At 61.4% G+C, this 24,618-nt stretch carries 22 protein-coding genes; 9 read left to right on the forward strand and 13 right to left on the reverse strand.

Annotated features, from left to right (window positions below; translation table 11 throughout):
- Nucleotides 1–130: 130 nt before the first annotated feature.
- Nucleotides 131–886: an IclR family transcriptional regulator gene (locus tag KX729_RS12145; RefSeq protein WP_219742725.1), complete on the reverse strand. Its 756-nt coding sequence runs from the start codon at nucleotides 884–886 to the stop codon at nucleotides 131–133.
- Between the two features lie 283 nt (nucleotides 887–1,169).
- On the opposite strand from KX729_RS12145, the gene KX729_RS12150 reads away from it, so the two are divergent.
- From KX729_RS12150 to pcaF, 3 genes are all read left to right on the forward strand, one after another.
- Nucleotides 1,170–1,901, forward strand: a complete 732-nt coding sequence (locus KX729_RS12150) for a 3-oxoacid CoA-transferase subunit A (RefSeq protein ID WP_219742726.1) — start codon at nucleotides 1,170–1,172, stop codon at nucleotides 1,899–1,901.
- On the forward strand, nucleotides 1,898–2,587 hold the full coding sequence (locus KX729_RS12155; protein WP_219742727.1) for a 3-oxoacid CoA-transferase subunit B: 690 nt from the start codon (nucleotides 1,898–1,900) through the stop codon (nucleotides 2,585–2,587). The genes KX729_RS12150 and KX729_RS12155 overlap by 4 nt, the downstream gene beginning before the upstream one ends.
- Before the next feature lie 66 nt (nucleotides 2,588–2,653).
- Nucleotides 2,654–3,859 carry a 3-oxoadipyl-CoA thiolase gene (gene pcaF, locus KX729_RS12160; protein ID WP_219742728.1) on the forward strand — a complete coding sequence of 402 codons (1,206 nt, stop codon included), beginning with the start codon at nucleotides 2,654–2,656 and terminating at the stop codon, nucleotides 3,857–3,859.
- Nucleotides 3,860–3,925: 66 nt separating this feature from the next.
- Here the strand turns inward: pcaF and KX729_RS12165 are convergent, their stop codons facing one another.
- The 9 genes from KX729_RS12165 to KX729_RS12205 form a co-directional block, all read right to left on the reverse strand.
- Nucleotides 3,926–5,605 carry an ABC transporter ATP-binding protein gene (locus tag KX729_RS12165; protein ID WP_219742729.1) on the reverse strand — a complete coding sequence of 560 codons (1,680 nt, stop codon included), beginning with the start codon at nucleotides 5,603–5,605 and terminating at the stop codon, nucleotides 3,926–3,928.
- Nucleotides 5,602–6,546, reverse strand: a complete 945-nt coding sequence (locus KX729_RS12170; RefSeq protein ID WP_219742730.1) for an acetamidase/formamidase family protein — start codon at nucleotides 6,544–6,546, stop codon at nucleotides 5,602–5,604. The genes KX729_RS12165 and KX729_RS12170 overlap by 4 nt, the downstream gene beginning before the upstream one ends.
- A gap of 193 nt (nucleotides 6,547–6,739) precedes the next feature.
- Entirely contained in the window at nucleotides 6,740–8,356 is a 1,617-nt protein-coding gene (locus tag KX729_RS12175; protein ID WP_219742731.1) for an ABC transporter substrate-binding protein, read from the reverse strand.
- Nucleotides 8,357–8,384: 28 nt separating this feature from the next.
- Nucleotides 8,385–9,305 (reverse strand): ABC transporter permease, encoded by a 921-nt coding sequence (locus tag KX729_RS12180; RefSeq protein WP_219742732.1) that lies wholly within the window; start codon nucleotides 9,303–9,305, stop codon nucleotides 8,385–8,387.
- Nucleotides 9,305–10,153, reverse strand: coding sequence for an ABC transporter permease (locus tag KX729_RS12185; protein ID WP_219742733.1), 849 nt, complete (start codon nucleotides 10,151–10,153; stop codon nucleotides 9,305–9,307). The genes KX729_RS12180 and KX729_RS12185 overlap by 1 nt, the downstream gene beginning before the upstream one ends.
- Nucleotides 10,153–10,737 (reverse strand): ANTAR domain-containing response regulator, encoded by a 585-nt coding sequence (locus KX729_RS12190; RefSeq protein ID WP_246617563.1) that lies wholly within the window; start codon nucleotides 10,735–10,737, stop codon nucleotides 10,153–10,155. The genes KX729_RS12185 and KX729_RS12190 overlap by 1 nt, the downstream gene beginning before the upstream one ends.
- Nucleotides 10,734–11,870 (reverse strand): transporter substrate-binding protein, encoded by a 1,137-nt coding sequence (locus KX729_RS12195; RefSeq protein ID WP_219742734.1) that lies wholly within the window; start codon nucleotides 11,868–11,870, stop codon nucleotides 10,734–10,736. Before KX729_RS12195 ends, KX729_RS12190 begins: the two co-directional genes overlap by 4 nt.
- A 221-nt stretch (nucleotides 11,871–12,091) precedes the next feature.
- The gene (locus tag KX729_RS12200) at nucleotides 12,092–14,020 is read right to left on the reverse strand and encodes a DUF5054 domain-containing protein (RefSeq protein ID WP_219742735.1); all 1,929 of its coding nucleotides are present in this window, start codon (nucleotides 14,018–14,020) and stop codon (nucleotides 12,092–12,094) included.
- Nucleotides 14,021–14,049: 29 nt separating this feature from the next.
- Nucleotides 14,050–15,087, reverse strand: a complete 1,038-nt coding sequence (locus tag KX729_RS12205) for a LacI family DNA-binding transcriptional regulator (RefSeq protein ID WP_219742736.1) — start codon at nucleotides 15,085–15,087, stop codon at nucleotides 14,050–14,052.
- Between the two features lie 273 nt (nucleotides 15,088–15,360).
- Here KX729_RS12205 and KX729_RS12210 point away from each other — a divergent pair, with 273 nt between their 5' ends.
- The 6 genes from KX729_RS12210 to KX729_RS12235 all read left to right on the forward strand — a co-directional run bounded on the left by KX729_RS12210 (nucleotide 15,361) and on the right by KX729_RS12235 (nucleotide 21,635).
- Entirely contained in the window at nucleotides 15,361–16,725 is a 1,365-nt protein-coding gene (locus KX729_RS12210) for an extracellular solute-binding protein (RefSeq protein ID WP_219742737.1), read from the forward strand.
- A 73-nt stretch (nucleotides 16,726–16,798) separates the two neighbouring features.
- Nucleotides 16,799–17,707, forward strand: coding sequence for a carbohydrate ABC transporter permease (locus KX729_RS12215; RefSeq protein WP_219742738.1), 909 nt, complete (start codon nucleotides 16,799–16,801; stop codon nucleotides 17,705–17,707).
- Nucleotides 17,707–18,537 (forward strand): carbohydrate ABC transporter permease, encoded by an 831-nt coding sequence (locus tag KX729_RS12220; protein ID WP_219742739.1) that lies wholly within the window; start codon nucleotides 17,707–17,709, stop codon nucleotides 18,535–18,537. The genes KX729_RS12215 and KX729_RS12220 overlap by 1 nt, the downstream gene beginning before the upstream one ends.
- Nucleotides 18,538–18,550: 13 nt before the next feature.
- Nucleotides 18,551–19,651: an ABC transporter ATP-binding protein gene (locus KX729_RS12225; protein WP_219742740.1), complete on the forward strand. Its 1,101-nt coding sequence runs from the start codon at nucleotides 18,551–18,553 to the stop codon at nucleotides 19,649–19,651.
- A gap of 5 nt (nucleotides 19,652–19,656) precedes the next feature.
- Entirely contained in the window at nucleotides 19,657–21,054 is a 1,398-nt protein-coding gene (locus tag KX729_RS12230) for a CehA/McbA family metallohydrolase (protein ID WP_219742741.1), read from the forward strand.
- 113 nt (nucleotides 21,055–21,167) lie between these two features.
- Nucleotides 21,168–21,635, forward strand: a complete 468-nt coding sequence (locus KX729_RS12235) for a group III truncated hemoglobin (protein ID WP_219742742.1) — start codon at nucleotides 21,168–21,170, stop codon at nucleotides 21,633–21,635.
- 28 nt (nucleotides 21,636–21,663) lie between these two features.
- Here the strand turns inward: KX729_RS12235 and recX are convergent, their stop codons facing one another.
- From recX to KX729_RS12250, 3 genes are all read right to left on the reverse strand, one after another.
- A complete protein-coding gene (recX, locus tag KX729_RS12240) occupies nucleotides 21,664–22,218 on the reverse strand; it encodes a recombination regulator RecX (protein WP_219742743.1) in 555 nt (184 codons plus the stop codon).
- Nucleotides 22,219–22,344: 126 nt separating this feature from the next.
- The gene (locus KX729_RS12245; protein ID WP_219742744.1) at nucleotides 22,345–23,073 is read right to left on the reverse strand and encodes a L,D-transpeptidase; all 729 of its coding nucleotides are present in this window, start codon (nucleotides 23,071–23,073) and stop codon (nucleotides 22,345–22,347) included.
- A gap of 131 nt (nucleotides 23,074–23,204) precedes the next feature.
- Complete coding sequence (locus KX729_RS12250) at nucleotides 23,205–24,458, reverse strand: sensor domain-containing diguanylate cyclase (RefSeq protein ID WP_219742745.1); 1,254 nt, start codon at nucleotides 24,456–24,458, stop codon at nucleotides 23,205–23,207.
- Between the last annotated feature and the right edge of the window lie 160 nt (nucleotides 24,459–24,618).

The raw sequence follows: 24,618 nt of genomic DNA on the forward strand, positions 1-24,618 counted from the left end.
CATTATCGGATCCTCGGAGCGCAGGTGTATCTCCTCAAAGTGCGTCCGCTCGATGATTTGCGTCATTTCTCTATAACGAGAAAGATGTGCGATAAGTCGGGCACGCATGCCTGATTGGAGTAGACAGAAATCAACGCAGCAGCGATTTCAAAAGCCGGGCGACGCCTTTCAGGGGGTCCAGATAGCGTTCTGCCATCTCGCTGGCGGGAACGCTTGCGGCCGGCGCGCCAATGTTGAGTGCTGCGACCACCCGGCCGCGGTCATTCTCCAATGGAACGGCGATCGAGCACAGGCCGAGTTCCAGTTCCTGGTCGATCACTGCGTAACCCTGCTCCCGGACGCGTGACAACTCCTCCATCAGCAGTGCAGGATCGGTTTTTGTGCCTGGCGTAAATGCCTTCAGCACGGACTGCTTGAGAAGCGTGCGTGCCTCGTCCTCCGGCATGGCGGCGAGCAGCACCCGGCCCATTGAGGCGCAATAGGCCGGCAGGCGGCTTCCCGGCATCAGGTTGATGGACATGACCCGTTTCTGTGAAGCGCGGGCGATATAGACCACTTCGGTGCCGTCCAGCACGCTGGCTGATGCACTCTGGTGCACCTCCTCCGACAGTTTGTCGAGGAAAGGCTGCACGACATGGGGCAGGGGGGTGGCAGAGAGATAGGCGTGTCCGAGACGCAGGATCTTCGGTGTCAGCACGAAGAACTTGCCGTCGTAGTCCGCATACCCCAGCTCAGCGAGCGTCAGCAGGCAGCGCCGGGCGGTTGCCCGGTCAAGGCCGGTAAGCTTGGCCACATCGGCAATCGCAAGCTTCGGCGTGGTTTCACCGAAGGCCTCGATGACCTTGAGGCCTCTTGCAAAGCCGCTGACGAAATCTGTTTCCTGCATGTTGGCCCTTGATTGTCGTGACGTTCGATCCGTGCGACCCCCTCATCCGGTCCTTCGAACCACCTTCTTCCCGACGGGAGAAGGGAGGGCCGAGCGCAGCGGAGGTCGGGTGAGGGGGCTCCATGGATCAGCTTTCAATGAGAGTATATTGTGCGATATACGAACAAATGTCAAATATCGCACAATCGCCTTGCCGTTGCCTTACCGGCCATCTATCAATTTCGTCGGAGGCGCGATCGTTCTGTAGAGATATCGGTTGCATCGAACGAAGGAGAAATCCCCTATGGACAAGACAATCGGGAGCCTGGCGGAAGCCGTCTCCGAAATCGGTGACGGCGCCACCGTCATGATCGGCGGCTTTGGCGGCTCCGGCGCGCCGATCGAGCTCATTCACGCTTTGATCGACAGGAAGGTGAAGAACCTCACCGTCATCAACAACAATGCCGGCAACGGCCGTATTGGCATTGCGGCGATGATCGATGCAGGCATGGTCAAAAAGATGATCTGCTCCTTCCCGAAGTCGTCCGATCCGCGCGCCTTCACGGATAAATATCTGGCCGGCGAGATCGAGCTGGAACTGGTGCCGCAGGGCACGCTTGCCGAGCGCATTCGCGCCGGCGGCGCCGGCATTCCGGCCTTCTACACGCCAACCGCATACGGAACCGAGCTTGCCGAAGGAAAAGCGATCGGCGAATTCGACGGTCGTAAATACGTACAGGAACGCTGGCTGAAGGCGGATTTCGCTATCGTCAAGGCGCATCTCGGCGATAATTATGGCAACCTCACCTACAACAAGGCTGCTCGTAACTTTAACCCGCTGATGTGCATGGCCGCGGCCAAGACGATCGTGCAGGTTTCGAAGATCGTGAAGGCTGGCGAGATCGATCCGGAACAGGTCGTGACGCCCGGCATTTTCGTCGATCGCGTCGTGCAGGTTTCCAATCCGCAGCAGGAAGAAGAACTCATCCGGGCGGGTGTCGCCTATGCTCCGGCCGATGAGGGAGTAAACGCATGACCGTCGATACCCGCGAAGACATCAAGCTTTCCAACGCCCAGATCGCCTGGCGCGCGGCGCAGGACATCGTCGATGGCGCCTATGTGAACCTCGGCATCGGCTTTCCGGAAATGGTGGCGCGTTACCAGCCGCCGGGCCGGCAGGCGATCTTTCACACCGAAAATGGCATCCTGAATTTCGGCGAATCTCCGAAGGCAGGTGAAGAAGACTGGGATCTGATCAATGCCGGCAAGAAGGCCGTGACGCTTCTGCCGGGCTCCGCCTTCTTCCACCATGCGGATAGCTTTGCCATGGTGCGCGGCGGTCATCTGGATGTCGCCATCCTCGGTGCGCTGCAGGTGGCGGAAAACGGCGACCTCGCCAACTGGCGCGTTGGCTCGAAGGGCGTGCCGGCTGTCGGCGGTGCGATGGACCTCGTGCATGGCGCAAAGCAGGTCTTCGTCATCACCGAACACGTCACCAAGAACGGCGACCCGAAATTAGTTGAAGCTTGTACCTTTCCGCTGACAGGCGTTGGCTGTATCACTCGCATCTACACCAGTCATGCGGTGGTCGACATCAAGGACAGGCATTTCGTCCTGCGCGAAAAGCTGGCCGGGATGACGATCGACGAGTTGCAGGCCATGACCGGTGCGAAACTGCATGTCGATGGCCCAGTGGCCGATCTCGTCGTTCCGACACTTTAGTTTGGCGCAATTCCGGACGGAAAACCGTGAAACACTTTTCCTGGAATTGCTTGTGAGAGACATAAGATGACCGAAGCATTCATCTGCGATTACATCCGCACCCCGATCGGCCGTTTCGGCGGTTCGCTTTCCTCCGTCCGTGCCGACGATCTCGGCGCTATCCCGCTGAAGGCGCTGATGGCCCGCAACAGCAATGTCGATTGGGAAGCCGTCAGCGACGTGATCTACGGCTGCGCCAACCAGGCCGGCGAAGACAACCGCAACGTCGCCCGCATGGCAGCCCTCCTCTCCGGTCTGCCGGTTTCTGTCACCGGCACGACCATGAACCGCCTTTGCGGTTCGGGCATGGATGCCGTCATCACTGCCGCCCGCGCCATCAAGGCCGGAGAGGCGGAGCTGATGATCGCCGGTGGTGTCGAAAGCATGAGCCGGGCGCCTTTCGTGATGCCGAAGGCGGAAACCGCGTTTTCGCGCAATGCCGAAATCCACGACACGACGATTGGCTGGCGCTTCATCAATCCGTTGATGAAGAAGCAGTACGGCGTCGATTCCATGCCGGAAACCGGCGACAATGTTGCGATCGACTACAAGGTTTCCCGAGAAGACCAGGACGCCTTCGCCGTCCGCAGTCAGGCCAAGGCCGCTGCTGCCCAGGCAAACGGCCGTCTGGACAAGGAAATCACCTCCGTTACCATTCCGCAGCGCAAGGGCGATCCGATCGTGGTTGGCAAGGACGAGCATCCGCGCGCAACCAGCATGGAAGCGCTCGCCAAGCTCAACGTCATCAACAGGATGGAAGGTGCCACCGTCACCGCCGGCAACGCATCGGGCGTGAACGACGGTGCTGCGGCCCTGATCATCGCCTCGGAAGCAGCGGCAAAGAAATACGGCCTCACCCCGATCGCCCGCGTCATGGGCGGCGCGACCGCCGGCGTTCCGCCGCGCATCATGGGTATCGGCCCGGCACCGGCTTCGAAGAAGCTGCTCGCGATGGTCGGCCTCAATGTCAGCCAGCTGGACGTCGTCGAGCTCAACGAGGCCTTCGCCTCCCAGGGGCTCGCGACGCTGCGCGAACTCGGCATCGCCGATGACGATGCCCGCGTCAACATCAACGGCGGCGCGATTGCGCTCGGCCATCCGCTCGGCATGTCCGGTGCTCGTATCTCCGGTACGGCGGCGCTCGAACTGTCGCTCGGCAAGGGCAAGTATGCGCTTGCCACGATGTGCATCGGCGTCGGCCAGGGCATTGCGGTTGCCTTCGAACGGGTCTGATCCGATCGTCTATTCGCGAAACCAAGAAAGGCTCCCGATCGGGAGCCTTTCTTTTTGAGCTCTTAGTCACGCGAGCCGTCGGTGCACTTGCGGATCAGGGATCGGAACGGCAGCCATTAGCGCCCGTGTGTAGTTGTGCTGCGGATTTTCGAAGATTTCCCGGCGCGTGCCGCTTTCGACGATCGAGCCGTCGCGCATGACCGCGACCTTGTGGGACATCTTTTCAACTACGGCCATGTCGTGAGAGATGAAGAGGTAGGAAAGCCTCATCGTCTCCTGCAGTTCGAGCAGCAGATCCAGCACCCGTGCCCGCACCGAAACGTCAAGCGCCGCAACGCTTTCATCCGCAACGATCAGTTTCGGATGGAGGGCCAAAGCGCGGGCGATGCAGATACGCTGCCGCTGGCCGCCGGAAAATTCGTGCGGATAACGGGTTGCGGCATCGGGCGTCAACCCGACACGGCGCAACAGTTCGGCCACACGGTCTTCCCGCTCGCTCCGGTCGGCAATGCCATGGATGACCATCGGTTCCGCAATCGCCCGGCCGACCGCCATGCGTGGATCGAGCGAAGCGTAGGGATCCTGAAAGATCATCTGTGCCGAACGCCGCACCGGCTGCATTTCCCGTTGGCTGAGCGACCCGATTTTCTGGCCGTCGATCATCACGTGACCGGTGAAGGGAATGAGGCCGAGCACCGCCTTGCCGGTCGTCGATTTGCCCGATCCGCTTTCTCCGACAAGGCCCAGCGTCTCGCCGGGTGCGATGTCGAAGGACACGTTCTTCACGGCGCTGACCGGCGGTTTGCCCTTGAAGAGTTTTCCGGCCGTGCTGCCGTAGCTGACATTCAGCCCGCGGACGTTCAGGATCGGTGAACGGTCGGCCGCAGCGGTCTCGTTTGATACCGGCGTGATCCGTGGCGGCCCGCTGGTGCCCGCATGGGCACCAAGGCGGGGAACGGCTGCCAGTAGCTGCTGCGTATAGCTCTCCTTCGGCCGGGCGAAGATTTCGACAGCATCGCCCTGTTCGACGATCCGGCCGTTCTGCATGATCACGACGCGATCGGCCATTTCCGCCACCACGCCCATGTCATGGGTGATGAGGATAATAGACGTGTCGAATTCGCTTTTCAGCTCCCGCATCAGCTTCAACGTCTGCGCCTGAACTGTCACGTCCAACGCCGTGGTCGGCTCGTCGGCGATCAACACTTTCGGCCGGCAGGAGAGTGCCATGGCGATCATCACCCGCTGCCGCATGCCGCCGGAAAGCTCGTGCGGGAACTGCTTCATCCGCCGTGCCGGCTCGGTGATGTGGACGGCATCCAGCATCTGCAGCGCGACCGCCTCGGCGTTTTCACGCCCCTGATGCTCGCGGATCGCCTCGGTCAGCTGCGTGCCGATTGAGATGACCGGGTTGAGCGAGGTCATCGGTTCCTGGAAGATCATCGCGATCTCACCGCCGCGCACGCTGCGCATCGCCCGGTCGGAGAATTTCGTCAGGTCGCGGTCGCCGAGCAGGATGCTGCCAGAGGCGATCTTCAGCGATGCCTTCGGCAGCAGTCCCATGATCGACAGCGACGTGACGGATTTGCCCGACCCGGATTCACCGGCGATACAGAGCGTCTCTCCGCCCGCAAGGTCGAAGGAGACGTTCTGCAGCACCGGCTTGCGCCCCTCGGGCGTCCGCGCGTCGACATTGAGGTCGCGGACACTGAGGATGGGCGGAGAGATGGCGACAGGACCGGTCACGCGAAAACGATCCGAGGGAAGTAGAAGGACACGACCCAGTTCGGCATGTCGACGATCTCGCTGATGCGAAGATCACCGCAGACCGAGCAGAGCATATAGGCATCGACCGGGCTCAAGCCATGTTCGGCGGTCAAGAGATCGATCATCCGCATGACGCTTTCGCGCGCTCCGGTCATTAGGTCCGGGCCGATACCGGTGGTCACTTCGTAGCCCATGCCGTCGAGATGGCGGGTAACCGGCTCCGTCGTGGTAAAGCGCGGCGTCTGCAGGTTGGCACCCTTCACGAGATCGATCGTCGCCTCGACATTCATCTGGCTCTCGATCGCCGTGCCGCACACTTCGCCGTCGCCCTGGGCCGCGTGGGTATCGCCGATCGAAAACAGCGCGCCCTCCACCTCGATCGGCAGATAGAGCGTCACGCCGGCCGTCAGGTCGCGAATATCCATGTTACCACCGACGCGGCGCGGCGGCACGACGGAGTGAGTGCCGGGTTCGGCCGGAGCGCAGCCGATCGTGCCGGCAAACGGCTTCAGCGGCACGCGGCCGCCAGGGCCGAAAAGCGCCGGAACCATGCTATTGGCATCATAGGACCAGACATGCAGCGCCGGGTCCTTGAACTGGTCGGCCAGCAGGCCGAAGCCCGGAATATTGGCAGTCCAGCCCATGCCGGACGGAATGAACTTGCGCAGCGTCACCTTCAATGCGTCGCCCGGCATGGCGCCCTCGACATACACAGGGCCGGACACCGGGTTGATCTTGCCGAAATCGAGATTGTTCAGCGTGTCAAGCGTCGCATCACGGCCGAGCTGGCCGCCGGAGGAATCGAGGCATTCGAAATGGATCGTCTCGCCCGGCTTGGCGATAATGGCCGGCGCGAAATCGCGGTTCCAGCCGAAATTATGCTGGGCGCGGTGGATAGTATGGCTGCAGGCGATGCACATGGGTGTCTCCCTCGTTTTCTGTTCTTGCGGTTTGCTGCCCCTCACCCTAGTCCCCTCTCCTCGCATGCGGGGAGAGGGTACTAGTGATCTCCGCAACGTTGAGGTGGAAGTAATGGGTGCGGCATATCCCTTCTCCCCGCGCGCGGGGAGAAGGTGGCGGCAGCCGTATGAGGGGCCGCCGCCAATGGAATGCTTACTTCGTCACATAAATCGCGTCGTAATTGATGACGCGGGTCGGGTCGATGTAGATGTTGTCACCACCGCCCATGCGCATCGACTTGGCCACGACGCGGCGTTCGTTGATGACCGGGATCCACGGTGCATCGGCCATGATGTCGGTGAAGACCTTGCCCCAGGCGGCGGTGCGCTCCGCACCCTTGGCCGGGTCGGACATCGAGTCGGCCGCAACCGCGCGGGCGTCGAGGTCCTTGTTGCAGTACCACGACCAGTTCCAGCCGCCCGGCACCGCGCCGGCGCAGCCGAGGATCGGGCCGTAGAAGTTTGACGCATCCGGGAAGTCGGCGATCCAGGCCATGCCGCCCGACCAGATCATCGGCGCTTCACCTTCGGTGCCGCCGGCCGCGATGACGTTCGCCTGTGCGAGCGCCCGGACTTCCGCCTTCACGCCGACTGCCGCAAGATCCTGCTGGATCGCCTGGGCGATACGCGGCTGCGGATCGGTATTGGTCGAATAGAGCACGGTTTCGAAGCCGTTCGGGAAGCCGGCTTCGGCAAGCAGGGCTTTAGCCTTCGCGACGTCATAGGCATAACCCTTGAAGCCCTTGTCGTAACCCGGCATTGCCGGCGGCAGCGGCTGGTTGGCGGGCGTTGCGCGGCCATTCAGGATACGGGTGATGCGATCCTTGTTGATCGCCATGTTCATCGCCTGGCGAACCTTGACGTTGTCGAAGGGCTTCACCTTGGTGTTGAGCGTCACATAACCGGTGTGCAGCTGCTCGCCGTCGACGATCATCTTGGCGCCGTCGGCGGAGTTCTTGATTTCCAGAAACTTTGCCGGCGGAATGCCGTCGCCGGCGATATCGACCTCGCCCTTCTGCAGGCGCAGCAGCGCCACCAGCGGCTCCTGGCCGACTTCGACGGTGAACTTGTCGACATGCGGCATGTCCTTGACGTAGTAGTTCGGGTTCTTCTCGAACACCAGCCGCTGGCCGATCGTCCATTCCTTGAGCGTGAACGTGCCCGAACCGACCGGCTTCTTGCCGAAATCGCCGCCGGCCGCCTCGACCGCTTCCTTCGGCACGACGGAGGCGAAGTTGATCGCCATCACATGCAGGAAGGTCGCGTCGGGGCGCGACAGGGTGAAGACGACGGTGCCGGCATCCGGCGTGGTAATGCCTTCGAGACCGGTTGCCTTGCCGGCCGTCAGGTCCTCATGTCCCTTGATCGCACCGAAGAAGCCGGCGCCCGGTCCTTGCGTCTTCGGATCGACGGCGCGCTCGATAGAGTATTTCACGTCGGAAGCGACCATTTCGCGGCCGTTCGAAAATTTTACACCCTTGCGGAGCTTGAACGTATAGGTCAGGCCGTCCGGCGAAACGGTAAAACTTTCCGCCAGCGACGGAACGAGCTTGGACGTGCCCGGCTCATAGTCCATCAGGCGGGAAAAGAGGCTCTTGATCATCGACCAGTTGTTCCAGTCGTAACCGATCGCCGGGTCGAGCGTGGTGACGTCATCCTTGAAGGTGACGACGACATCGCCGCCCTGGGTGACGGATTGGGCCATGGCGGCCATCGGTGCAAGCGCGACCATGGTCGCGACAGTCGTCTGTCGAAGCCAGCGTTTGAACATTTTAGTTCCCCTTCTCTCTGGTTTGCGGTCAACGGGTGCGGATACGCGGGTCGATGACCGGCGCAATGAGATCGGCAAGCAGGTTGCCGAGAACAATGGCGAGCGCAGACGTCAGCGTCACGCCCATGATGATCGGAATGTCCACCTGCTGGATCGCCTGCCAGGCCAGCTGGCCGATGCCCGGCCAGCCGTAGACGGCTTCGACGACCACGACACCGCCCATGAACTGGCCGATATCGATGCCGATCATGGCGATGATCGGCAGAATGGCGTTCGGCAGCGCGTGGCGGAAGATGATGCGGCGGGCGGAAAGCCCCTTGGCGCGGGCGGTGCGCACATAATCCTGGTTCAGCACGTCGATCATCGCCGAGCGCACCATGCGGGCATACCAGCCGGCACCGAGCACGCCGAGCGTCAATGCGGGCAGGACCACATGCGCGAACGTGCCGTAACCGCTCATCGGGAACCAGCCGAGCGTGGCTGCAAAGACATAAAGAAGCAGCAGTGCGACGACGAATTGCGGTGCGGAAACGCCGACAAAGGAGGCCATCATCACCAGCCGGTCGACTATTCCGCCGCGGCGAACGGCGGCAATGGTGCCGAGCAGAAGGCCGAGCATGACTTCCACGACGATGCCGGCCAGCATCAGCGTCAGCGTCGCCGGCAGGCGGGCGACAATCAGCGTCGCAACATCGGTCTTCTGGGCGTAGGAACGGCCGAGATTGCCTTGTAGCAGATTGGTAAGGTAGGTCCAGAACTGCACGAGGAACGGCTGGTCGAGGCCAAGTTCGCGGCGGATATTTGCGACAGTCTGCGCGGTCGCGCTGCGGCCCGCGATCATTCGCGCCGGATCGGCCGGCAGCGCGTAAAGCAGCAGGAAGGTGATCGCGGCCACGCCGAGCAGGATCAACGCTATCTGCACGAGACGCCGGAAAAAGAGAAATGCCATCAGCCTCTCCCCCGCTGTGTCGGATCAAGAATGTCGCGCAGCGCATCACCGACCAGATTGAAGGAAAGGGCGGTGAGCAGGATGATCGCGCCGGGGAAAAAGACCAGCCAGGGTGCCGCCTGAAAGTAGCTCTGGCTTTCGAAGATGATATTGCCCCAGGACGGCTGCGGCGGCTGCACGCCGATACCGAGGAAGGACAGCGTCGCTTCGAGCAGCACGGTCGTGGCGATGCCGAGCGTGCCCCAGACGATCGCCGTCGGGATCAGATGCGGCAGGATGTGCAGGAACAGGATGCGACCATGGCCGGCGCCGAGCGAACGCTCGGCCATGATGAAATCCCGCTCCACCAGGCCGCGCGTCTCCGTATAGACGATGCGGGCGATCTGCACCCAGTTGACCATGGCGATCACCATCGCGACGATCCAGAGGCTCGGCCTCAGGAGTGCTGCGAGAACGATCGCCAGTAGCAGCGCCGGAAAGGCCATCATAAGGTCGGTGAAGCGCATCAGAAGTGTGCCGAGGAAACCGCGCAGGTAACCGGCGACGATGCCGACGAGGAGGCCGATGCCGACCGCGATTCCGTTTGCCACGAGGCCGATGATCAGCGATGTGCGTGCACCGAACAACAAACGGGAGAAGAGGTCGCGGCCGAGCGTATCAGTGCCGAGCAGGAAATCACCGCCGGGCGGCAGCGGCGCGCCTTCCAGCGACAGGCCATCGAACATCTGATTATCGGGATCGAACGGCGCGATCCATGGGGCAGCAACGGCCAGCACGATGACTGCCAGCACGATGACAAGCCCGAACAGCGCGGTGGGCTGGCGGACGAGTGACTTCAACACATGCATCAGATTGCCTCCGGCAGAGGCTCAGCACCGCCGAGAATAAAGGCGGCGATCTGTTCCATCGGCAAGCGGCGACGCATGGCGCAGTCGCGCAACAGGCGGTAGGCGCCCTCCTCGTCAAGCTTACGGGCTGCCATCAACTTCTCGACGGCGGCATGCACGAGGGGGCGAAGGCGGACACGTTCTTCCAGATGCTGAAGCTTGTCAGCGACGGCTTTTCGCTCTTCGTGGATCGAAAGCGCCATGACCAGTGCCGGATAAACGGCGGAAGTGGCGATCGGCTTGGCGATGATGGCGCCTGCGCCGCAGCCAAGCGCCCAGGCGATACGGCCCGGTGCTTCCGAGCCGAGCAGTGCCACGACCGGCTTCGGCGGATTTTCCTTTTCCCAGGGCAGAAGATCGTCGAACCCCTGGTCCGCATCGACCAGAACGATATCCGGCAAGTCGGCGGCCGCGAGCGGCAACCATTGCTGGGTGGCGCGAATGCCGAGCAGGCCGAACTGGCGCATCAGTCGCTCGGTATTGCTGTCTTCCCGGTGCAGGATGGCGGCGCTCCAGCCGGTGAAATTGGGCGTGTGGCTGATCATGACACCACCCTCAGATGCGGCGTAGGCTTCTGGGTGCCGCGGGCGAGATAAGGGTCGGCAACGATTGCCGGCCGTGAGGCGATCACGTCAAACCCGTTTTCGGCATTGATCCGGCCGAGATGGAAGGGCAGGGCGGCGTGATTGGTGGCCGGATCGAAGGCAATATTGCCGAGCACAGACGGCCAGATGCGGGAGACGATTTCCCGCCGAACCGCCGCCGGCTCATCGCTGCCGCTAGCCTCGATTGCTGCAATGCAAAGCGTGACGGCGGCATAGGCGCTGGCGAAAATGCTGGAGACTTTGCGTGGCTCAGGCTGCCATGTGCGCAGGCGGGCTTGGAAGGCGCGGTTCTCGGCCGAGCTCAGGCTGTCGAAATAGGGCAAAGCCGAAAGCTGGCCGATCGCTACACCGGCCTTGATATCATCCAGCTCGCATTCGGTCAGGTCGCAGCTGGCGATAGGGCAATTTTCCGGCAGGAAGGCCGGATCGCGCTTTCCCAATTCATGCATGGCGGCGAGGAAGGCATAGCTGGACGGGCCGATGAAATTGTTGAGGATGAAACTCGGTCGCTTCTCGGCAATGTCGGCGACGATGCGTTCCACCGCCGTCTCTTCGAGCGGCAGATAACGTTCGCCGAGCACTTCACCGCCGGCATTGGCGACGAGCTCGCGGGCCAGCCGGTTCATTTCCCAGCCCCAGACATAGTTGGCACCGGCGAGATAAGGCCGGGCGCCGTGACGCGGGATCAGGTAATCGAACAGCGGGATGAGATGCTGGTTCGGGCAGCTGCCGAGATAAATGACGTTTTCGTTCGCCTCGAAGCCTTCGAACGGGCACATATACCATAGCAGCCCGTCGTGTTTCTCCACCAGCGGGATGACTTCTTTGCGGGCCGAGGATGTGATCGTGCCGATGATGTGACGGCAACCCTGGTCGCGGATCAGGCTGCGGGCGCCTTCCAGATAGGCGGAAAGATCGGCGCGTGGGTCAAAAAAGCAGAACTCGATCTGCCGGCCGCCATTGGCGCGATATTCCGAAAGGGCAAATTCCGCTGCATCCCAGGCGTCGCGTCCGAGCGCGCCGTAAGGACCTGTCCTGGAATAAAGAATGCCGATTTTCAGCGGCTCAATCATTCGAATACCCAAAAAACCAAAAACCCCATGACGCGGTCCCGCCGCAAGGGCGGGGCATCATGGGGCGAAACTGCCCGGCGACTATAGGAGTCATTTAATGCGGAATGCCTAATCCGCGTGCTTGAATAAAATACAGGCAGGAGGGGCTTGTCAAGCCTGCTCTCAAGATATGAATATGGTTGCAATCGGTTAGGGAGGCAAACAGGCGTTGCTTTTAAAGCTTATGCTGAATAGGCGATCCTGAACCGGGCCACGATATCTCCCTCGCACCACATCGGGAAATTGGTGCCCCATTTATTATTGTGCAGGTTGAAGCGGATGCCTTTGGCGAAGCTCGGGCGTGTCGTGCAGAAGGTCATGAAATCGCAGCTCTGCGGCGCGACAAGGGGTGTATCCAGCGGCTCGATCGTCAACACGCCGTCTGCCGATGTACCCTTTACGGCGCTCACGGCCTGAAGCTGGGCGCCGCCGCTTTCAGCGATTCGATCCGAGGCGTGCCACAGGTCCATCTTCTTCAAGCTCCAGTCCGAAGTTTCAGCTGGAGTAAAGGATAGGAAGCTCGCTTCCGGCATGCGGTTGGCGGGTTTGCCGTGCATGACGAGCGTCAGAAGCAGCGCGTCGCCATCTTCCGCCAAGCGCAGGGAAACCAGTGGCGCGGCTCCCAAGAGGGTGCTCGCCTCATCGGGGAGCGAAAGGATTGCGGCTGCCCCTTCCGCTGCGTCCAGAGAGGGCGTAAAGATTTTCGAAAGTCCTGCGCCGGATGCTTCAAGGCCCGGCTTGTCGTGGTCGAGGATCGCCCATTCCTGCCGGTGTGTCAGGTAGGTATCCATATGACGGGCCATATCGGCGGCGTCGTAGCTTTCATAGCGGTAACCGATCAAGGAGCTGTCGTGACCGGCGATCTTCCGGCCTGTCGGAGTGACGATGGCGGTTATGTCGCCGGTCTTGGGGTCGAGATCGGCGGACCATGCCCCCACGGTTAGTGTCTTGGAATTTCGGCTGATTTTGAGAGAAGCAGGTACCGTCAGAGCGGCCACGGCTTCATCTGCGGCCTTGCGATCTGCCCCTTCCAGTGCCGAAACAGCCTGATCGATATAGGCCCGCTGTTCCGCCCAGGAGGCCTCAGAATAGGCGAACCGATAATCCGTTGCGCGGGCCGCCTCGAAATCCTTGCGCGACCATGCCTTGTCGTCCCGCAGATAGGTTTTGATGTCCACGCCGCATGTATGTTCGGCAACCATGGCAAGTCCACGGCCGAAAGCGAGGCGGTTTGGGGTCAGGTCCTCCGCTGCGAACCTGTCGTAGAGGCGCTGAAGCGCAAGGAAACGCGCTGTCTTCTGCGGGTCCGTAGCGCTGCCGTGAATCCAACTGTCCCCGAGCTCGATGTCAAGGACCGGGAAACGTTCGCGAGCATCCCAGAGAAGCTGGCCATAGTCTTCCAGCGTTGCAGCGCGGATGGCCGCTCCCGGCGCCAGGTGGCGCATCTCGCGATAGACGTCGGCGGTCTGCGCCACGCTCTGCGGGCCGATATTGTCGCTCGTATGGGCAAAGCTCAGCGCGTCGCTCATCCCGTCCGGGAAATAGGTCTCGCCATAGGAGCGCTGGTACATGACGACGATTTCCTCACCATCCGGAGCCCGCCAGCGGAATACATCCGGCACATTCGGCGGCGGAGATGCGGTATTGACGCCGAGATGCAGGAAGCGGATGCCGGCTTCGGCCAAGAGCGGCACCATACCGAGCGTATGGCCCGGCACATCGGTCATCTTGGCTGCGATCGTCGTCTTGCCGAAACGGCGGTCGAGTTCCTGCGAATAGGACAGGCCAGCGCGCAGAAGTGCGGGCGACATCAGTTCCGTATGGGTCGTATAGGGCAGGCCGTGCCAGCGGATCAGGCCGCGCTCGATCGCCTGTTCCAGGCGTTTGACCTCGTCCGGCGAGCGCGAATTGAGGTGATCCCAGATCAACCAGGCGCCGGTCGTCCAGATGAAGCGCGGCTCGACAGGGTTCTCGGCGAAGAAATGCGCGCCGGTCTCGATCGCCTGCGGAATGAACCGCTCGTGATATTGTTTGCGGATCTTCTCTGCGTGATCCGTAAACCCGATATCGAGATGGGTCTTGAAGACCAGATGTACGCGTTTTTCTGTCATTTCCATTTCAATCAGCCGATCAATTCCATTCAACCCACCGTGCCGCGCACGACGAGCCGCGTCCCGAGCGTCTCCGTCAACGGGCCGTCTTCGGGGTTCCTGAGGCGCCGGAGGATGAGGCGCACGAGGGCGCGTACGCGGTCCTCGAGATCGATCCGGACAGTGGTGAGATTGTAGGCCTTCCAGTGCGACTGTGGGATGTCGTCGAAGCCGACGACCTTGACGTCGCCCGGTACCGAAAGGCCAAGATCGTGGCGCAAGGCATCAATCGCCCCGAAGGCGCCGACGTCGTTGGCGGCGAAGATCGCATCGGCGCCATCCTCGACCCGAAAGAGATCGAGCGTAGCCCTATAGGCGGTGTCATAGGTATAGTCGCTGTCGATGACGGTCGGGGGCTGCATGCCGCGTTCGGCGAGGATTTCGGTGATCATCCGCTCGCGCTCCCGGTTGGCGAGCGACTGCCGCTTGCCGCCGAGATAGGCGACGCGGCGCACGCCATAGCCCTGCAACAGCGCGATCGCCTGTTCGATGCCATCCCGCTGGCGCACCAGCAGACGGTCGTAGAGACTGGAGGACTTGTCCGCGAATTGCGCGCCGTCGTCATAGATGACGTAGATCGGCACGGCACGGTCTAGAAAACCGGTCAGCACGTCAGGTTCGACATTCTCGGTGAAGGCGATGACCGAGTCCGGGTTGAAACCGCGCATATAGGTGAGCAGCGTATGGTCCATGCTGAAATCGGCTTTTGCCTTGAACAGCAGGGTGGCGAAACCTTCGGCCTGCAGCGCCGTGGTCAGTGTGTCGATCTCCTGGCTCTCCCAGGGCGAACAGACATCCGGCACGATCATGCCGACCAGATGTGAGCGGCGGGTGACGAGCGAGCGGGCCGCCATATCCGGCGTATAGTTCAGTTCGCGGGCGATCTGCAGGATGCGGTCGCGCTTTTCCGGCTTCAGCGAAGCATTCGGATTGAAGGCGCGCGAGACTGCGACGCGTGAGACATTCGCTTCGCGTGCCACGAGATCGGCTGTGGCGCGGGCGCTTTTCCTGTCGTTTCGTTCGCTCATGATTGTATCATCAAAATGAAAACGTGTTCACTTACAATGAGGCCATAAAGAAAAGGCGTCAAGCATTGCCCGCGCGAATATGCGGATATAGGCATTATTTGCGCATTCTTGAGTCAAATTCGGTTTTGCCTCCCTCAAGTGGAGTTGACAAAAATGAAAACGTGTTCACTCTAAGGGCTGGATGAGGTGAGGCATGTCTGGAGGAGGGTTCCGGCAGCCGCGATGCACCGCACCAGCGTGTCCGGGCACGGACCAATTTTGGGAGGAATTCACATGCGCAAGAGCATACGTTCTCTGTTGCTGGGCGCCTCGGCGGCGATCGCGCTGTCGAGCCAGGCCATGGCGGCGACCGAACTCAACATCACCTGCCGCTGCGTCATCGGCGGCGTCAACAGCGGCATGGCGGAGTGGATCGAGAAGAAGGTTATTCCCGCCTTCACTGCCAAGATGAAGGCCGAGGGCAAGGACGTTGCCGTCAAGCTGACGCAGTTCGGCGGCGCTGACGAACAGCTGACCCAGCAGCTCGCGCTGGACTTTTCCAGCGGTGCTGGTGCTGACGTTTCGGGCTTCGACGGCTTCCTGATCCCCAGCTTTGTGCAAGGTGGCCTTCTGAAGCCGCTCGATGAGATCGGCGGTCCCGACGTCGCCAAGTGGGATGGCTGGAGCCATATTTCCGACGGCACCAAGGCGCTGATGAGCTATCAGGGCAAGCCTTATGGCATCGCGCTCGGCACCGATGCCCGCATGATTTTTGTGCGCAAGGACCTGTTCAAGAAGGCCGGCCTCGATGCCGACAGCTGGCAGCCGAAGTCCTGGGCGGAACTGCTCGATGCCGCCCGCAAGCTGAAAGCCGCCGATCCGGCAAGCTTCCCCCTGCAGCTCAATGCCGGCGTCTCGATGGGTGAGGCGACTACAATGCAGGGCTACTGGATGGCACTGCTCGGCACCGGCGAACAGGTCACCGACGAAAGCGGCAAATATATCGTTTCCAGCCAGGGCATTCTCGATACGCTGAAGCTCTACAAGACGGTTTATGTCGACGACAAGCTGGGTGACCAGCGCGCTCAGATGCTGGGCGACGGTCGCAATCGCACCTTCGCGAACTTCCGCGATGGCAAGACGGCGATGCTGATCGAAAGCGACTGGTTCTACCGCTCCGTCACCCGTCCGGGCGCGGAATTTGCGGTAGCCGACCGCGACAACACCATGACCTGGAAGAAGATGCCGTCCGAAAAGCCGGGCCGTGGTCTGCGCGGTCAGGATTTCGTGACGATCTCCGGCGGTACCGGTTTCGTCATCAATCCTCACACGGACGCTCCGAAAGAGGCCTGGGCTCTGCTCTCCTTCATGAACAGCCAGGAACAGCTGACCGCCTTCCAAGAAATCCAACCGGCCATCCGTATCCGCAATGACGTGGCGATCCCGAACTCGCCTTTCCTGACCGAGACCGCCAAGACGCTGCTGCCGTTCACGACGGCTCGCCCGAACGATGCCAACTACAACAAGGTCTCCGCCGAAATCCAGCGCATGACCGAGGCCGTCGTTTCCGGCGAACTGACGCCGGAAGCTGCGATGAAGCAGTACAAGGAAGCGGTCACCGCGATCGTCGGAGAAAAGAACACGATCAGCCGTCTCTGATCGTCAGCATCAAATGGAGGCCGGCGAAGTCGGCCTCCGCGTCGCGGCAGGCGCTGCCACGGGGTAATCGCGCATGAAAAAATTCTCTCTGCTTTCCACGCGCGCGGGCGCGGTGTTTCTCGCTCCCGCCGCCGCGCTGGTCGGCGTTTTCGTCATCATCCCGTTCTTCTGGGTGATCGTCGTTTCCTTCACCAACAGAACGCTGCTCGGCCGCACGGCCGTCGATCCCGATTTCGTCGGGCTGCAGAACTATTTCACCCTGTTCAATCCCGCGACCTTCTTCACGCGCGGCCAGTTCGGCTTTTCGCTGATCCTTACGGTGCAGTTCGTGATCTTTTCGGCGCTGATCGGGCAGGCATTGCTAGGGCTGATCCTCGCCTGGCTCAGCCAGTCCGTTTCGCCGACGCTCAAGAATTTCCTGCAGACGGCGGTCATCGCCGCTTGGATCCTGCCGGAAGTGGTGATCGGCTTCGCCTGGTTCGCTTTCCTCGACTACGACAACGGCACGCTCAACATGATCATGCGCTCGCTCGGCCTGCCGCCCGGCGACTGGCTGCTGCAGCAGCCGTTCTGGGTGATCGTGATCTTCAACACCTGGCGCGGCGCCGCCTTCTCGATGATGCTGTTCAACTCCGCCTTCCAGTCCATCCCGCCAAGCTATTTCCAGGCGGCGGATGTTGCCGGCGCGAGTTCGTGGCAGAAGCTCCGCGATATCGCGCTGCCTTTGATCCGCGGCCATGTAGTGACGGACCTCATCCTCATCACCATGTGGACATTCAACGTCTTCACGCCGTTCCTCCTGACCAACGGCGGGCCGTCTTACCGAACCGAGCTCCTGTCGATCTACACCTATCGGGTCGCCTTCAAGGATTTCGAATTCGGTCGCGGTGCGGCGGTCGGTGTCGTCATCATGCTGATCAACCTCGCCTTCGCGCTCATCTACCTGCAGATCGCCAAGAAGAAGAAAGCGGAGGCCGAGTGATGCAGATCTCCCGCAGCATCTATATGCGTCGCGCAATCTTCTCGGTCGCCGCCTCGCTGGTCGGCGTGGTCTTCGCGCTGCCGCTGGTCTGGTTCATTTTTGCGCCGTTCAATGCGCGCGCGGAACTCGGCCTTGCCATTCCATCGCCGTTCACGCTGTCGAACTTCGTGACGGTGTTCCAGAACAGCTTTGCCATGCACGCGCTGTTGAACAGCCTGATTCAGGCCTTCGGTGGCGTCATTCTCGTCGGCGGTGCGGCGACGCTGGCTGCCTATGCGCTGTCGCGCTCCTCCATTCCGGGCAAGCGTGCGGTTACCTATATCCTGTTGCTCTTTTCTTCCGTCGTGTCCGGCTCGGCGGCCATGGTGCCGATCTTCCTGATCATTTCGGCGATAGGCCTGATCGATACGCATCTCGCCGTCATCCTGGTCTTTGCCGGCGGGCTGCTGCCGACCGCGATGTTCATCCTGCGCGATTTCATCGACGCCATCCCGAAGTCCTACGAGGAAAGCGCGATGGTGGCCGGCGCCTCGCCGATCCAGACCTTCTTCGATGTGGCGCTGCCGGTGATCCGGCCGGGCATCGTGGTCGTCGTCGTCTGGGCCTTCGTGAACATCTGGGGCAGCTTCCTGATCCCGTTCATTCTGCTCCGCAAAGATACGCTGATGCCGGCCTCAGTCGCCATCTACTCCTTCTATTCGGAGGCCGGCACGCCGATCGTCACGCTGCTTGCCGCCTATTCGCTCATCTACTCGCTGCCCGTCATCGTGCTTTACCTGTTCGTGAACTGGAAGTTCGGCTTCCGGTTCTTCGGCGGCATCAAGTCGTAATTGGACTTTTCTCATGGCTTCAGTTGAATTCCAGAACGTCTCCAAAACCTTCGGCTCGTTCACCGCGGTGCCGGATATCAGCTTCTCGATCGCCGATGGCGAGTTCGTCTGCCTGCTCGGCCCGTCCGGTTGCGGCAAGACGACCAGCCTGCGGATGATCGCCGGGCTGGAAACGCCCTCCGGCGGCAAGGTGCTGATTGGTGGCAAGGACGTCACCTATCTGCACCCCAAGGACCGGCAGATCTCCATGGTCTTTCAGGACTATGCGCTCTATCCGCATATGAATCTTGCCGACAACATCGCCTATCCGCTGAAGGTGCGCGGCGAGGCCGAGGACAAACGCCATGCCCGCGCCAAGGAAGTGGCGGACGTGCTGAAGATCGGCGACCTGATGAAGCGCCTGCCGAGCCAGATTTCCGGCGGCCAGCAGCAGCGCACCTCGCTTGCCCGCGCGCTGGTCTATCCGAGCCAGGTTTATCTCTTCGATGAGCCGCTTTCGAACCTCGACGCCAAGCTGCGCCTCGAAGCGCGCGGCTTTCTCAACCACCTGCAGCGCGACATGGGGATGACCGCCGTCTACGTGACCCACGATCAGGCGGAGGCCATGGCGCTTGCGACCCGTATCGCAGTGATGGACAAGGGCCGCATCGTGCAGTTCGCGCCGCCGATCGAAATCTATCGGCGTCCCGCCACGACCTTCGTCGCGAATTTCGTCGGCAACCCGCCAATGAACCTCGTGCCGGTGGAAGCAATGGTCGATGGCGGGCAGTTGCGGTTGCGTGCCGATGGGCTGACGCTGACGGGACTTCCCTTGTCGGATGACATCGCCAAGGCTGCGGCCAAGGGCAAAATGACGCTCGGTGTCCGCCCGGAGCATCTGCGGATGGCCGAGGCTGGCGATGCCAACACGATTACCGGCAAGTTGTTCGCCAACGAGAACATGGGGCCGGAAAGTCTCGTTACGATGGAACGCGCCGATGGCGGCCGCGTCACTGCGCGTATCTTCACGGACGATGAAATCCGCACTGATGATCACGTGACCCTCGCCTTCGATACGCGCCATGTAACGCTGTTCGATGACACCGGCGCGCGCATCCCTGAGATCGGCGAGTAATACGCATGGTCGAGATCAACGTCCACGTGACTCGCGCCGATCAGGCGGCCGATCCGTATTTCTACGTGCCGGTCGATATCCCAGCTGGCACCACGCGCATTGATGTGGCGATGAGTTATCCGAAGGCCGATGATTGCATCATCGACCTCGGCATGCTCGATCCTCGCGCCACCGACTATCCGACCGCGGCCGGTTTTCGCGGCTGGAGCGGTGGCGCGCGCGACCGCTTCTTCGTCGCGACCGATGACGCGACGCCGGGTTATATCCATGGTGAAATCCAGGCCGGCATATGGAAGGTCATGCTTGGCCTTTACAAGGTCCCGTCATCCGGTGCCGATGTTCTGGTCACGGTCGTCTTCAACAGTGCGCCGCGCGAACTCTTGCCCCCACCGGCTCGCACCTTCCCAGTGCGTCACGGTGCCGGCTGGTATCGCGGCGATCTGCATTGCCACACATTCCATTCGGACGCGGCAGGCTCGCCGGAACTGCTGCATGCGGCGGCCAAACAGGCGGGGCTCGATTTCCTCGCCATCGCCGATCACAATACGATCACCCAGCGGCGTTATTTCCATCCGCATTCCTCACCGGAACTGGTTTTCGTGCGGGCGATGGAGGTGACCACCGCCGTCGGTCACGCCAATGTCTATGGCGTCGATGACTGGATCGATTTCCGCATGACCAAGGCGGAACACGCCCACACGCTGTCGCGGCTGGTGCGCGAACATGGCGGCCTGCTCTCGATCAATCACGACAAGCCGACGATCCAGTGGGATTACGACCTGCCGCAGATCGACTGCATGGAAGTCTGGCAATCGCACTGGATGGCATGGAACTGGGTGTCTCTCGGCCGCTATCAGGAGCGGCTTGCGTCGGGCCTGAAGATTTCGGCCATTGGCGGCAGCGATTTCCACCAGCCGGCGCGGCTGATGCCGGAAGGGCCGCTGGTTCTCGCCCGCCCCACGACGGTGCTATGGCTCTACGAACTTTCGGAAGATGCGATCCTTGCGGCGATGAAGGCCGGGCGCGGTTACGTGACGGAAAGCCCGAACGGGCCGCATCTTGCTCTCACCGCCAACGGCGAGCCGATGGGCTCGACGACACGGGGCGAGGTGATCGCCGAGGCACAGACCAAGCGGGCGGAGGGCGACACGCTCGCCTGGATCGACGCTACCGGCGTGCTTGCGACTGAAACGATCGGCGCGGAAGACTGGACGGGCCGGTTCACCGGCTGTCCGAAGACTTTTTTGCGTGCCGAGATCATTGCAGCGGCGAGCCGCGAGCGGCTGATGGCGGAATTTTCGGCAGCGCTGCAAGGGCGTTCTTTGCCCTGGCAATTGCAGGGTGTCGACATGGCCAACCAGCCGCTGCGGCGAGCGATCAGCAATCCGATCTACCTCGACTAGTTCTTCGCAGCAGTGCTGACACATCGTCGCAACCTGCAGTTCGTTCTTTGGAGACGCTTCCGAGAGGCCTATATCGGGTATGGCCGCTGATGCGGTCGAACCGGGGTTTCGAGATGGACACTGAATTGCAGGGCCGCGCCGCCCATATTGCGGCGATACGCGAAGGGGCTGAGGCCGAGATGAAGGCGATCGGTATCGATCAGGCCTTCATAAGCACTCTGGTCGAGACGTTTTACGGCCGCGTGCTTGCGCATGTCGAACTCGGTCCCGTGTTCGACGCCCGGCTTTCCGGCCGCTGGCCGGAGCATATGGAAAAGATGAAGAGCTTCTGGTCGGCTGTCGCTTTCCGCAATGGCGCCTATGGCGGCAAGCCCGTGCAGGCGCATCACGGCGTCTCCAACCTGACCGCCGAGCTTTTCCCAAAATGGCTGGAACTGTTTGCCGCAACGCTGGACGACATCGCCCCAAGCCGGGAAGCGAAAGACTGGTTCATGGCCACGGCGGAACGGATTGCACGAAGCCTGACACTGTCGCTCTTCTACAATCCGGCAATGGACGATCCGGCATTAAAACAGGCCTGACGGGTCCGGCTGACCGTCGAATGCGGGTTCAAAGATGGCGGCCGGCATCGAGCGCCTCTTCGGCGTCTTCCAGCGTCATATCGAAAACCCGCTTGCCGATCTGGAAGCCGAAGCCGGCGCGGGCAAAGGCTGAAAGCTCTTTCACTTTCCGCTTTTCATCGAGCTCGACTTTGCGAAACGGGCCGAAGGCACGCTTGCGGGCAAGGACGACGGCGGCATAGAAATCGTCCGCATCGGCAACGGCCTCTGCGACAGTGACGACGGCAATGCCCTTCTGCGACAGTTTCTGGGCGATCATCCGTTTGGATTTGCCGCCACGCACGCCGGAGCGCGTGCTGATTTCGGCAAAGGCGACGTCGTCCAGCACCTTGATGTCATAGGCGAATTTCACCGCGAAATCGGCAAGCGCCTTGACCTGCAGGTCGCTGATGCCTTCGAATTTCTGCCGGGCCTTGCGGGCAATCGCGTCGTATAGCTGTTTTTCGGTGTGCATCCGCCGCTCCAGGCGGTAGATCGCCGAATTGCGGGCCCAGGAAAACATGCGCGGCGTCGGCGTATCAGATGTCGGCGTTTCGTCTTCCAAGTCGAGCGTAATCCTTCGGCTCCAATCCTCGCCCGATTCGCTCGGTGCGGCGTTCGGTTTCATTACAAGAGACGAAGTCGGGAAGACAGCATCGCCGGGCGGGCCAGCGACGCCGTCATGAGGTTCTTATGCTGAAACCGACCTCAACGCATCCTGATGCACGACGATGCGGGCGTGGTAGGGCACCCGAGAATAGAGGTCGATGACATCCTGATTGACCAGACGCACGCAGCCGGAGGACGTCGCCTTGCCGATCGAAGCCCATTCCGGCGAGCCGTGCAGGCGGTAAAGCGTGTCCTGGCCGTTCTGGAAGATGTAAAGCGCGCGGGCGCCGAGCGGGTTCTTGACGCCCGGCTCCATGCCGCCGTTCTCGACGGAAAACCGCGCGAGGTTAGGCTGCCGCGCGATCATGTCCGACGGTGGCTTCCAGCGAGGCCAGGGCTGGCGCCAATGGATGACGCCTTCGCCCTGCCAGGCAAAGCCGTCACGGCCGATGCCGACGCCGTAACGCATCGCAGTGCCGCCGGGCTCGACGACATAAAGGAAGCGGCCGGGCGTATCGACAACGACGGTGCCCGGCAGTTCGCCGGTCGGGTCGGTGACGCGCTGGCGGTAATATTTCGGGTCCATCTTCTCGTAGGGCACGGCCGGGATCAGATGGCCGGCGTCTTCGACCGCGGCGTAGCGCGCCTGCAGTTCGGCTTCGGACGCCGGCACGATCGGACGGCTCACCTGGGCGGGAACGGGAACGTTCTCTGGTTTGGTGGAAGTGGTGGCGCAACCCGCCAGGGCTGCGGTCATCGAGACCGAACCCAAAACGAAAGCGCGCCGCGACAATTTATGTTCGCTGGTCATCTTGCGACAGAATCTTTCTGGAAAATCAATGCAGGGTGGATGTAGCGACCGACCAGGAGCACGTGCAAGTCCTGGGCGGCACACGCAGGATCACATAACCGGCATTGTCGTTTCTTGCCGCGTGAGCGTTGCTATTTGAACACCACTTCAAGGTTCTGGCGGTCCTGGGCGATCACCTTGCACGTCGTCTCGAAACCCTCGCCCTTGATCGCCAGAACAAATTCCGGCGGTACGCCGGCAGAGTTCGAAAGAACCAGAGCGGCGCTGTCTGCCCCAAGCGACTTGATTGTGCAATCGATCGTCGAGCAGCGGTTGTTGAAGATGATCGAGCCTGCCTTCAGAACGCGACGGCGCGTGCCGGCGGTGTTTTCCGACTGGACCGATGTCCAGCAGACACAGCGATTCCGGCCGCCATTCTTGGCGTGATACATGGCGGCGTCCGCCTGGGCGAGCAGTGTCTCGATGTCCTTGCCGACGATCGAGATCGCGGAGATGCCGAAACTCGCTGTCACCTTGAGCGGTTTGTCCTCGATGATGATGGTCTCGGCCTCCAGCGCCGCCCTCAGCCTTTCTGCGATCGCGATTGCGGCCTCACGGTCAATCTTGGGCAGGATGAGTGCGAATTCCTCGCCTCCAAGCCGGCCGAACAGGTCTTCGGTCCGCAGGTTCTTCCGGCAGATCTCGGCGACCGCTTTCAAGACCACATCGCCAGCCGCGTGGCCGCTCGTGTCGTTCACCCGCTTGAAGTGATCGACATCGAGGACGATGCACGACAGGCCTTGCGCATTACGCGCCGCAATCGAAAGCTGGCGATCGGCTTCATCGCGAAAGGCACGCCGCGTCATCGCTCCCGTGAGGCCGTCTGTTGCGGCGGACTGCATCAGCAGCAGGCGATCCATGACCGCGCCGCTGAGCTCCTCCAGGATTTTAAGGTCGCGGGCGCTGAACGACCGGGCGCGCCTGTCGATTGCGCAGACGGTGCCGACAACATGACCTTCCGCCGTCTTCAGCGGCACCCCGGCATAAAAGCGGACATGGGCATCGCCGGTTACGGCGGGATGCTGCGAAAATATCGGATCCTTCGTGGCATCCTGCACAATCATCGGCTCTTCGGACGCCACAACATACTGGCAGAAGGTTTCCTCACGCGGTACTTCGCTGATGGAGAAGCCGGCGCAGGATTTATACCATTGCCGATGGGCGTCCATGAAAGAGATGAGACCGATCTCGACGGTGAAGATCTCCTGGATCAGCCGAACAAAGCGCTCGAAGCCCTCGTCCTGGGGCGTGTCCAGCATGTCAAGGCTTTCAAGCGCGGCAAGCCTTTCCGCCTCCCGCATGATCTGCTCGGGTGAAAGCTTGCCGAATACGCGTGCAATCGTCATATCTGCTACCTCCCGGAATAGGCCGAATGATGCTTGGAAGACTTTGACGAAAAATTAACTTCCGACTGAAAGGTCGTCTGCTTGTCTCTCTTTTCGAATAAAATGTGTGTATCTGAAGTCGATAATGTTGCCTTCGAGTCGCCGCTGACAACCTGGAAAC

This window comes from Neorhizobium populisoli, from assembly GCF_019430945.1.
Classification (GTDB): Bacteria; Pseudomonadota; Alphaproteobacteria; order Rhizobiales; family Rhizobiaceae; genus Neorhizobium; species Neorhizobium populisoli.

Bases quoted from the DNA above. Each gene is read 5' to 3' on its own strand.
- KX729_RS12250 (WP_219742745.1), bottom strand. From the start codon at position 24,458: ATGACGATTGCACGCGTATTCGGCAAGCTTTCACCCGAGCAGATCATG.
- KX729_RS12230 (WP_219742741.1), top strand. From the start codon at position 19,657: ATGGTCGAGATCAACGTCCACGTGACTCGCGCCGATCAGGCGGCCGAT.
- KX729_RS12210 (WP_219742737.1), top strand. From the start codon at position 15,361: ATGCGCAAGAGCATACGTTCTCTGTTGCTGGGCGCCTCGGCGGCGATC.
- KX729_RS12175 (WP_219742731.1), bottom strand. From the start codon at position 8,356: ATGTTCAAACGCTGGCTTCGACAGACGACTGTCGCGACCATGGTCGCG.
- KX729_RS12195 (WP_219742734.1), bottom strand. From the start codon at position 11,870: ATGATTGAGCCGCTGAAAATCGGCATTCTTTATTCCAGGACAGGTCCT.
- KX729_RS12180 (WP_219742732.1), bottom strand. From the start codon at position 9,305: ATGGCATTTCTCTTTTTCCGGCGTCTCGTGCAGATAGCGTTGATCCTG.
- KX729_RS12220 (WP_219742739.1), top strand. From the start codon at position 17,707: ATGCAGATCTCCCGCAGCATCTATATGCGTCGCGCAATCTTCTCGGTC.
- KX729_RS12145 (WP_219742725.1), bottom strand. From the start codon at position 886: ATGCAGGAAACAGATTTCGTCAGCGGCTTTGCAAGAGGCCTCAAGGTC.
- KX729_RS12200 (WP_219742735.1), bottom strand. From the start codon at position 14,020: ATGACAGAAAAACGCGTACATCTGGTCTTCAAGACCCATCTCGATATC.
- KX729_RS12215 (WP_219742738.1), top strand. From the start codon at position 16,799: ATGAAAAAATTCTCTCTGCTTTCCACGCGCGCGGGCGCGGTGTTTCTC.
- KX729_RS12155 (WP_219742727.1), top strand. From the start codon at position 1,898: ATGACCGTCGATACCCGCGAAGACATCAAGCTTTCCAACGCCCAGATC.
- KX729_RS12150 (WP_219742726.1), top strand. From the start codon at position 1,170: ATGGACAAGACAATCGGGAGCCTGGCGGAAGCCGTCTCCGAAATCGGT.
- KX729_RS12205 (WP_219742736.1), bottom strand. From the start codon at position 15,087: ATGAGCGAACGAAACGACAGGAAAAGCGCCCGCGCCACAGCCGATCTC.
- KX729_RS12225 (WP_219742740.1), top strand. From the start codon at position 18,551: ATGGCTTCAGTTGAATTCCAGAACGTCTCCAAAACCTTCGGCTCGTTC.
- KX729_RS12170 (WP_219742730.1), bottom strand. From the start codon at position 6,546: ATGTGCATCGCCTGCAGCCATACTATCCACCGCGCCCAGCATAATTTC.
- KX729_RS12190 (WP_246617563.1), bottom strand. From the start codon at position 10,737: ATGATCAGCCACACGCCCAATTTCACCGGCTGGAGCGCCGCCATCCTG.
- KX729_RS12185 (WP_219742733.1), bottom strand. From the start codon at position 10,153: ATGCATGTGTTGAAGTCACTCGTCCGCCAGCCCACCGCGCTGTTCGGG.
- KX729_RS12235 (WP_219742742.1), top strand. From the start codon at position 21,168: ATGGACACTGAATTGCAGGGCCGCGCCGCCCATATTGCGGCGATACGC.
- pcaF (WP_219742728.1), top strand. From the start codon at position 2,654: ATGACCGAAGCATTCATCTGCGATTACATCCGCACCCCGATCGGCCGT.
- KX729_RS12245 (WP_219742744.1), bottom strand. From the start codon at position 23,073: ATGACCAGCGAACATAAATTGTCGCGGCGCGCTTTCGTTTTGGGTTCG.